General features: G+C 72.1%; 9 protein-coding genes. 7 read left to right on the forward strand and 2 right to left on the reverse strand.

Going from position 1 to position 8622, the window contains the following annotated elements; translation table 11 throughout:
* Positions 1–4 precede the first annotated feature (4 nt).
* Positions 5–1150, forward strand: coding sequence for an LLM class flavin-dependent oxidoreductase (locus MQP27_RS45515; protein WP_242776890.1), 1146 nt, complete (start codon positions 5–7; stop codon positions 1148–1150).
* Positions 1151–1227: 77 nt separating this feature from the next.
* Positions 1228–2058 (forward strand): alpha/beta fold hydrolase, encoded by an 831-nt coding sequence (locus MQP27_RS45520; RefSeq protein ID WP_242776892.1) that lies wholly within the window; start codon positions 1228–1230, stop codon positions 2056–2058.
* Between the two features lie 7 nt (positions 2059–2065).
* On the opposite strand, the gene MQP27_RS45525 is transcribed toward MQP27_RS45520, so the two are convergent.
* Both MQP27_RS45525 and MQP27_RS45530 read right to left on the reverse strand, forming a co-directional pair.
* Positions 2066–2980 (reverse strand): class I SAM-dependent methyltransferase, encoded by a 915-nt coding sequence (locus tag MQP27_RS45525; RefSeq protein WP_242776894.1) that lies wholly within the window; start codon positions 2978–2980, stop codon positions 2066–2068.
* A gap of 73 nt (positions 2981–3053) precedes the next feature.
* Entirely contained in the window at positions 3054–4097 is a 1044-nt protein-coding gene (locus MQP27_RS45530) for an acyl-CoA dehydrogenase family protein (RefSeq protein WP_242776896.1), read from the reverse strand.
* Positions 4098–4196: 99 nt separating this feature from the next.
* On the opposite strand from MQP27_RS45530, the gene MQP27_RS45535 reads away from it, so the two are divergent.
* The 5 genes from MQP27_RS45535 to MQP27_RS45555 all read left to right on the forward strand — a co-directional run bounded on the left by MQP27_RS45535 (position 4197) and on the right by MQP27_RS45555 (position 8375).
* The gene (locus MQP27_RS45535) at positions 4197–4547 is read left to right on the forward strand and encodes a YciI family protein (RefSeq protein WP_242776898.1); all 351 of its coding nucleotides are present in this window, start codon (positions 4197–4199) and stop codon (positions 4545–4547) included.
* Positions 4547–5749, forward strand: a complete 1203-nt coding sequence (locus MQP27_RS45540; RefSeq protein WP_242776900.1) for an RNA polymerase sigma factor — start codon at positions 4547–4549, stop codon at positions 5747–5749. Before MQP27_RS45535 ends, MQP27_RS45540 begins: the two co-directional genes overlap by 1 nt.
* A 106-nt stretch (positions 5750–5855) precedes the next feature.
* A complete protein-coding gene (locus tag MQP27_RS45545) occupies positions 5856–7259 on the forward strand; it encodes an aldehyde dehydrogenase family protein (RefSeq protein WP_278197284.1) in 1404 nt (467 codons plus the stop codon).
* 100 nt (positions 7260–7359) lie between these two features.
* The gene (locus MQP27_RS45550) at positions 7360–7722 is read left to right on the forward strand and encodes an ArsR/SmtB family transcription factor (protein WP_242776904.1); all 363 of its coding nucleotides are present in this window, start codon (positions 7360–7362) and stop codon (positions 7720–7722) included.
* A complete protein-coding gene (locus MQP27_RS45555) occupies positions 7719–8375 on the forward strand; it encodes an SRPBCC family protein (protein WP_242776906.1) in 657 nt (218 codons plus the stop codon). Before MQP27_RS45550 ends, MQP27_RS45555 begins: the two co-directional genes overlap by 4 nt.
* Positions 8376–8622: the final 247 nt, after the last annotated feature.

Below are 8622 nucleotides of genomic sequence, written 5' to 3' on the forward strand. Positions count from 1 at the left end.
CCACGTGTCCCTCACCTTCCACTGGTTCCTGCCCACCAACGGCGACAGCCGCCACGTGGTCGGCGGCGGCCACGGCACGCCCGCCACCGCCTCCGGCCGGGACCGGCCGCCGACGGTCGCCTACCTGAGCCAGATCGCCAGGGCCGCCGAGGACCTGGGGTTCGTCGGCGCGCTCACCCCGACGGGAGCCTGGTGCGAGGACGCGTGGCTGACCACGGCCATGGTCAGCCAGAACACCGAACGCCTGAAGTTCCTGGTCGCCTTCCGCCCCGGCTTCGTCTCACCGACCCTCGCGGCGCAGATGGCGTCCACCTTCCAGCGGCAGTCCGGCGGACGGCTCCTCCTCAACGTCGTCACGGGCGGCGAGAGCCACGAGCAGCGGGCCTACGGCGACTTCCTGGACAAGGACGCCCGGTACCGCCGTACCGGCGAATTCCTGGAGATCGTACGGGGGTTGTGGCAGGGCCGGACGGTCGACCTGAACGGCGAGTACCTCCAGGTCGAGGACGCCAGGCTGGCCCGGGTGCCGGACCCGGTGCCCGAGGTGTACTTCGGCGGGTCCTCGCCCGTCGCCGGAGAGGTCGCCGCCAAGTACGTCGACTCCTACCTCACCTGGGGCGAGCCGCCCGCGCAGGTCGCGGAGAAGATCGCCTGGATCCGGGGGCTCGCCGCCGAGCAGGGCCGCACCCTGCGGTTCGGTATCCGGCTGCACGTCATCACCCGCGACACCTCCGAGCAGGCCTGGGCCGAGGCCGACCGTCTCCTCGCCGGGTTCGACCCGGAGACCGTGAAGTCCGTGCAGGCGGGGCTGGCCCGCAGCGAGTCCGAGGGCCAGCAGCGGATGCTCGCCCTGCACGGCGGCGGCCACCGCGACGGCCTGGAGATCCACCCCAACCTCTGGGCCGGCATCGGTCTGGTGCGGGGCGGCGCGGGCACCGCCCTGGTCGGCAGCCACGAGGAGGTCGCCGAGCGGATCAAGGAGTACCACGCCCTCGGCATCGACGAGTTCGTGCTCTCCGGCTACCCGCACCTGGAGGAGGCGTACTGGTTCGGCGAGGGCGTACTGCCGCGCCTGGCCGCGGAGGGCCTGTGGCAGCACCCGTTCGCCCGGCAGGCCGCGGTGCCCGCGCAGGTGCCGTTCGCGAGCTAGCGCGTGCTCTGCCGGCCTGTGCGCGCTTGGATACGGGGGAGCCCGAGCGTGCCGCGTCGGCAGAGAGGAACAGCTCCGTGAGTGATTGGCCGCTGACCAGGACCTTCCGCAGTTCGTCCGGAGCCGTCCGCTGGGACAGCCTCGGCGACCCCGGCCGGGACCCGGTCGTCCTCCTGCACGGCACCCCTTTCTCCTCGTACGTCTGGCGCGCCGTTGCCCGCTCCCTGGCCCGCCGTCACCAGGTGTACGTGTGGGACATGCCGGGCTATGGGACCTCGGAGAAATTCGCGGGACAGGACGTCTCCCTGGCGGCACAGGCCAAGGTCTTCACCGAGCTGCTGGCGCACTGGGGTGTGGACCAACCCCTCGTGGTGGCCCACGACTTCGGCGGTGCCGTCTCCCTGCGCGCCCATCTGCTGCACGGAGCGCGCTACACCGCCCTCGCTCTCGTCGACCCGGTCGCCCTCGCGCCCTGGGGCTCCCCGTTCTTCCGGCTGGTCGGCACACACGCCGACGTCTTCGAGCAGCTGCCGCCCGCACTGCACGGGGCCCTGGTGCGCGAGTACATCGGCTCCGCCAGCAGCGCCGGTCTGCACCCCGCCGTCCTGGACCGGCTCGTCGAGCCCTGGCTGGGCGCCCCCGGCCAGGCGGCCTTCTACCGGCAGATCGCCCAGGCCGACCAGCGGTACACCGACGAGATCCAGGACCGCTACGGCGAGATCGGCGTCCCGACCCTGGTCTGCTGGGGCCAGGACGACACCTGGATCCCCGCCGCCAAGGGACACGAACTCGTCGCCCGCATCCCGGGAGCACACCTCGAACCCATCGCGGGCGCCGGCCATCTGGTCCAGGAGGACGCCCCGGCGGAACTCACCGCCGCACTCATCACCTTCCTGGACACGCCCTAGGTGTGCCCTAGGCCCGGGCGGCGAGTGCCCTGCGTACCGCGCGGGTGATGATCGGTGGGAGCAGGTCCCGGCCGAGGCGGCGGGCTCGGGAGGGGCGGTGGCGGGGTGTGGGTGTGGGTGTCGGCGGGGCCGGGGGTGCGACCGGTTCGGGTTCCGTGTAGTGGCGGGAGTGCGGGAAGGGCGGCGGTTGGAGCTCCTTGTGGGCGCGGGTGCGGACCAGGCGGTGGCCCGCGGCCTCCTGGACGCTCAGGCCGACGTCCGTGCGGTCCCTGAGCATGGCGAGGAGCTCCTCCTGGACCGGCTCCGGATCGCCCCAAGTGCCGTACAGCTTCTGTGTGCTGAGGCAGATCGGACGCAGTCCGCGGTTGAGCACGGCCTCCCAGGTGGCGACCGAGACGCCGGGGGTGTGCTCGGAGCGGAAGTCGTCGAGGACGACGATGCCGTCGGGCAGCAGCAGGTCGCGGGCCGCGCCGATGTCGTCGCGGACGTGCTCGTACAGGTGCGAGGCGTCGATGTGCACGAACCGGCAGGTGCCCGGCGCCACCTCCCGCGGGATCACGGAGGTGGGGGCCTCTATGACCCTGGGCAGTTCGTCGTGGAAGGAGAGGTAGTTCCGTTCGAAGGCCCGGCGGGTGAGGGAGGAGTACGACTTCGCCGTCTCGGCCCGGTTGGCCCCGTCCGGCGCCTCGCCGCCGAACAGGTCGCAGACCGTGAACTCCTCGCCGTCCTGCAGGTGTTGGCCGAGCAGGATGGCGCTCTTGCCCATGTACGCGCCGAGCTCCAGCAGGTCGCCCCGCCGGCCACCGGTCTCCTGCCGTGCGAGGAACCAGGTGAACAGGAGCTGGTCCAGCGGTGGGAACCAGCCGGGTACGTCCTTCAGCTCGCCGGGCTGCTTCATGTCGGTTGCCTGTGCGGTCGCCATGAGGCGAGTCTGCTCACTGGGCGGGACCCAAACTGACCCTCCGCTGAACGTCCGGTGAACAGCCAGGTCGGTCCTAGAAGTCCGCCAGCGCGTCCAGGTGCGCCCGCCGCACCTCGGCCGTCTGCCCCTGCACCAGCAGGAACAGGCCCTCGCGCGCGAGCCGTTGGGCCGGGCTGCCGAGGTCCATCGCGCGTCCGCCCTGGGCGACGACCGCCGCGGAAGTGGCCGCGCGCATCAGCTCGTACGACCGTGTCTTGAGCGCCAGCCGCTCCTCGACGCGCTCGTGCGGTACGGGGTGCTCGGCCAGGGCGTACACCTGCCGCCGCACCTCGTCGAGCCGCCCGCGCAGCACCCGCGCCGGCCCCGTCTCCCCGGCCTGCTCCAGCAGCCCGAGCGCGGCGTACGCGACGCCGAACACGGCGGGGGAGGCGTTGGTGTTGCGCGGCCGGTCCACCAGGGCGAACTTGTCCTGCGGAGCGCGCAGTACCACCGACTCCTCCGGCAGCCGGAGCCCGTCCAGGTCCAGCGAGACGGTGCGGGCCGCGGTGAGCGCCGCCAGCCGCATCGGCGGCGAGGGCCGCAGCCCCGGCTGCTCGCGCGCCTCGGTGAAGGCGAACACCACCTCGTCCGCGTCGGTCACCCCGGCCAGCAGCATCACGTCGTTCAGGCCCCAGCCCGTGTACCAGGGCACCCTCCCGTCGAAGCGCCACCCCTCGCCCTCGGCCGTCGCCCGCACCGGCACCCGCGGAAAGGCGCGCACGTGCGCGAACGCGATGCCGGCCAGCAGCTCACCGGTCGCCAGAGGCCGCAACAGCCGCTCCCGGACCGGGAGTTCGGACTTCGCCAGCATCTTGACCGGCGTGTGGTGCTGCGTCTGCACGAACCAGGTCGAGCAGCAGGCCCCGGCGAGGATCTCCATGATCTCCCGCGCCACCGCGTCGGGGGCGCCGGCACCGCCGTACTCCTTGGGGGCGCTCACCCCGAGCAGCCCCGACCGTCTGATCGCCTCGATGTGGCTCGCGGGCACACCCTCCTGGTCGACCTGCTGCGCGTGCGGGGCGAGGAGTTCGTCCGCGAGGGCCTGGGCGGTGGCGACGAGAGGGTGCGGTGCGGTCATGGAGAAGATTCTCCCGATCTCGTCGTGCGCGGTGTCGATCCGGGGGTGTGCCGTTCGTGTAGGAGGTGAGACAACAGCTACGACGCCAAGGAGGACGTCATGACGTACTACCTGCTCAGCGTGGTCACCCCGACCGACGGCACGCCGCCCGGACCCGAGGAGATGGCCGAGATCATGCGCAACGTCGAGGCCTACAACCAGGAACTGCGCGACGCCGGCGCCTGGGTGTTCGCCGGCGGACTGCACGGCCCGGAGACGGCGACCATGCTGCGGCCCAAGGGCGCCGACGTCCTGATCAGCGACGGTCCCTACGCCGAGGGGAAGGAGTACCTCGGCGGACTGAGCCTGATCAAGGCCGACGACCTGGACGCGGCCCTGGAATGGGGCCGCAAGGCGGTCCGCGCCATCGGCCTGCCGGTCGAGGTCCGGCCCTTCGTGGACAGCCACTAGTGCACGAGCCCGGCACCCCCGACGTCGAGGCCGTGTTCCGCGCGGAGTACGGCCGCGCGGTCGCCGTCCTCGTCCGCTTCCTCGGCGACATCGACCTCGCCGAGGAAGCGGTCCAGGACGCCTTCACCACGGCCGTGCAGCGCTGGCCGGAGACCGGCGTGCCGCCGAGCCCGGCCGGCTGGATCATCACCACCGCCCGCAACCGCGCGATCGACCGGCTGCGCAGAGAGGCGCGGCGGGACGAGCGGCACGCCGCGGCCACCCTGCTCAACACGCCCGACGCACCGGCCGAGGAGGGCCCCGTGCGCGACGACCGGCTCCGCCTGATCTTCACCTGCTGCCACCCCGCCCTCGCGACCCCGGCGCAGGTCGCCCTCACCCTGCGCCTCCTCGGCGGCCTCACCACCCCGCAGATCGCCCGCGCCTTCTTGGTCCCCGAACCGACGATGGCCCAGCGCCTGGTACGCGCCAAGGCCAAGATCCGCGACGCCCGCATCCCGTACCGCGTCCCCCGCGACGCCGACCTCCCGGACCGGCTCAGAGGCGTCCTCGCCGTCGTCTACCTGATCTTCAACGAGGGTTACGGCGGCACACCCGAGCTGTGCGCGGAGGCCCTGCGCCTCGGCCGCCTGCTCGCGGAGCTCATGCCGGACGAGCCCGAGGTCACCGGCCTGCTCGCGCTGATGCTGCTCGTCGACTCCCGCCGCGCCGCCCGCCAGGACGAGCACGGCGAGCTGGTGCCGCTGCCCGAACAGGACCGCACCCGCTGGGACCCCGGGCTGATCGCCGAGGGGCAGGCTCTGGTCCGCCGCTGCCTGCGCCGCAACCAGCCCGGGCCCTACCAGATCCAGGCCGCCATCCAGGCCGTGCACAGCGACGCGCGCACCGCGGACGCCACCGACTGGGGCCAGATCCGGCAGCTGTACGACCAGCTCATGGCCCTCGCCCCCAGCCCGGTCGTGGCCCTCAACCGCGCGGTCGCCGTCGCCGAGACCGACGGCCCGGGCCCGGCCCTCGACCTCGTCGACGGCCTGGACCTCGACGGCTACCACGTCTTCCACGCCGTACGCGCCGACCTGCTGCGCCGATTCGGCCGCGCCACCGAGGCCCTCGCCGCGTACGACGCGGCCCTCGCCCACACGGAGAACCCCGCCGAGCGCACCTACCTGGAACGCCGCCGCCGGGAACTCGCGCGGGGGTGACGGCCGGTCGCGGAAGCGGGCGAGCGACGCACCGCTCGCGGAAGCCGGAGAGTGACGCATCGCTCGCCGAAAGTAGTCCGGAGCCTGCCGGAATTTATTTTGGTGTATGAAAGGTTGGCATATACACCTGACAGTCGAGACCGCATGCGCGCGCCGAGAGGCCGCACCGCACCAGCAGCGAGGCACCGTGAACCAGCCCACCCCCGAGCAGCCCGCCGACGTCGTCGCCCGGCTGCGCGCCACCTTCCGCACCGGCCGCACCAAGCCCGTCGAGTGGCGCACCGCCCAGCTGCGCAGCCTGCGCGAGATGCTCACGCGGAACGGCCCCGACCTGGCCGCCGCCCTCCACGCCGACCTCGGCAAGAGCTCCGCCGAGGCCCACCGCACCGAGATCGACTTCACGATCCGCGAGATCGACCACACCCTTGACCACCTCGACGGCTGGCTGCGCCCCGAGCCCGCGCCCGTCCCGGCCCACCTCGGCACCGACGCGAGCGCCTGGACGCAGTACGACCCGCTCGGCGTCGTCCTCGTGATCGCCCCCTGGAACTACCCCGCCCAGCTGCTGCTCGCCCCGCTCGTCGGCGCCCTCGCCGCCGGCAACGCGGTCGTCGTCAAGCCCAGCGAACTGGCCCCCGCCACCTCCGCGGCGATCGCCCGGCTGCTGCCCGCCCACCTGGACACCGAGGCGGTCGCCGTCGTCGAGGGCGGCATCCCCGAGACCACGGCCCTGCTCGCCGAGCGCTTCGACCACATCTTCTACACCGGCAACGGCGCGGTCGGCCGCATCGTCATGCGCGCCGCCGCCGAGCACCTCACCCCGGTCACCCTCGAACTCGGCGGCAAGTCCCCGGTGTTCGTCGACCGCGACGCCGACCTCGACGTCGTCGCCGACCGGCTCGTGCGCGGCAAGTTCCTCAACGCGGGCCAGACCTGTGTCGCCCCCGACTACGTCCTGACCGACCCCGCGACGGCCGCCGCCCTGGAACCCGCCTTCAAGCGCGCCGTCGAGGCCCTCTACGGCACCGACCCGTCCGCCTCCGGCGAGTACGGCCGGATCGTCAACGAGCGCCACTTCGACCGGCTCTCCGGCCTGCTGGACTCGGGCCGCGTGGTCGTCGGCGGCGACAGCGACCGTGCGACGAAGTACATCGCGCCGACCGTCCTCGCCGACGTCGACCCCGAGTCGCCCGTCATGCGGGAGGAGATCTTCGGCCCGATCCTGCCCGTCGTCACCGTGCCCGGCCTGGACGAGGCGATCGACTTCATCAACGACCGCGACAAGCCCCTCGCCCTGTACGTCTTCACCGAGTCCGAGGCGACCAAGTCCCGGATCGCCGCCGAGACCTCCTCGGGCGGCCTCGGCCACGGCCTGCCGCTCGCCCACCTCACCGTCTCCGACCTGCCGTTCGGCGGCGTGGGAGAGAGCGGCATGGGCAGCTACCACGGCCGCTACTCGATCGAGACGTTCAGCCACCGCAAGGCGGTGCTGGAGAAGCCGCTGAGCTGACCCCGTGCCAGAACAACGCCCGGTCGCACACGGCCGGGCGTTTTTCCTGCCGCCATATCGCCAGCTGCTTATATAAGCGCTGGCTGATATATTGCTTCTCATGCATGCCTTCGACGTGCTCGGCGATCCGATACGCCGACGGATCCTGGAGCTGCTGGCCGACGGAGAGATGACCTCCGGGGCGGTCTGCGAGGTCATCGGGGAGGAGTTCGGGATCTCGCAGCCCGGCGTGTCGCAGCATCTGAAGGTGCTGCGGGAGAACGGGTTCGCGACCGTACGCCCCGAAGGAACCCGGCGGCTGTACGCGGTCAACACCGAGCCCCTACAGGACATCGACGCCTGGCTGGACCGCTTCCGCCGCTTCTGGACCCCGCACCTGGACGCGCTGGCCACCGAACTGGCCCGCGGTAAGCGAGAGCGCCGACTCCGTGGCGCCGAGGAAAACCCGAGGAGCACCTCATGACCGACGTGACCCATGACATCAACGACGTGCGCCGACAGGTCGGCAGGCGCGCCTTCAAGGCGGGCGAGGCGCGTGTCGTCACCATCTCGAGGTCGTACGACGCCCCGCTCGACGACGTGTGGGACGCCTGTACGAATCCCGAGCGCATCCCGCGCTGGCTGATGCCGGTGTCGGGGGAGCTGCGGCTCGGCGGCCGGTATCAGCTGGAGGGCAACGCCGGGGGCGTGGTCGAGCACTGCGATCCGCCCAAGACCTTCACCGCGACCTGGGAGTACGGCGGCGAGGTCAGCTGGATCGAGCTCCGCCTCACGTCCGAGGAGGGCGGTACGCGCTTCGAGCTGGACCACATCGCCCACCTGGACGACACGAAGTGGGCGGAGTTCGGGCCCGGAGCGGTCGGCGTGGGCTGGGACCTGATGGTCAGGGGGCTGTCCCTGCACCTCGGCAGCGGCGGTGCCACCGTCGACCCGAAGAAGTTCATGGCCTGGATGGGCTCCGACGAGGGCCGACGCTTCGTGACGGACAGCAGCGAGGCCTGGTGTGCGGCGAACATCGCGGGCGGCGAGGACGAGAAGACGGCACGCGAGGCGGCCGACCGGACCACCGCCGCCTACACCGGGGCGGGTGACGGCGAGGAGGGCGGCGAGAGCTGAGTTCCGGATCGGGAAGGGGAGTTGGCTGGTCTATACCCTTGACTGGTACAGACCAAAGCGGTTGAGTGTGCCTCCACAACCCCCCACCGCGGCCGCACCCCTTGCCGGGTGCGGCCGTGCTCCGTGAAGGAGTCGATCCTTGTCGAGGCGCCGTATCGCCGCAGTCCTGTCCTCGCTCGCCATCGCAGCAGCCGCCCTGGTGCTCCAGCCGGCCCCCACGGCTTCCGCCGCCGGCTTCGTGGTGAGC

It is taken from the genome of Streptomyces cylindrosporus (genome assembly GCF_022698165.1).
In the GTDB taxonomy this organism is placed as follows: domain Bacteria; phylum Actinomycetota; class Actinomycetes; order Streptomycetales; family Streptomycetaceae; genus Streptomyces; species Streptomyces cylindrosporus.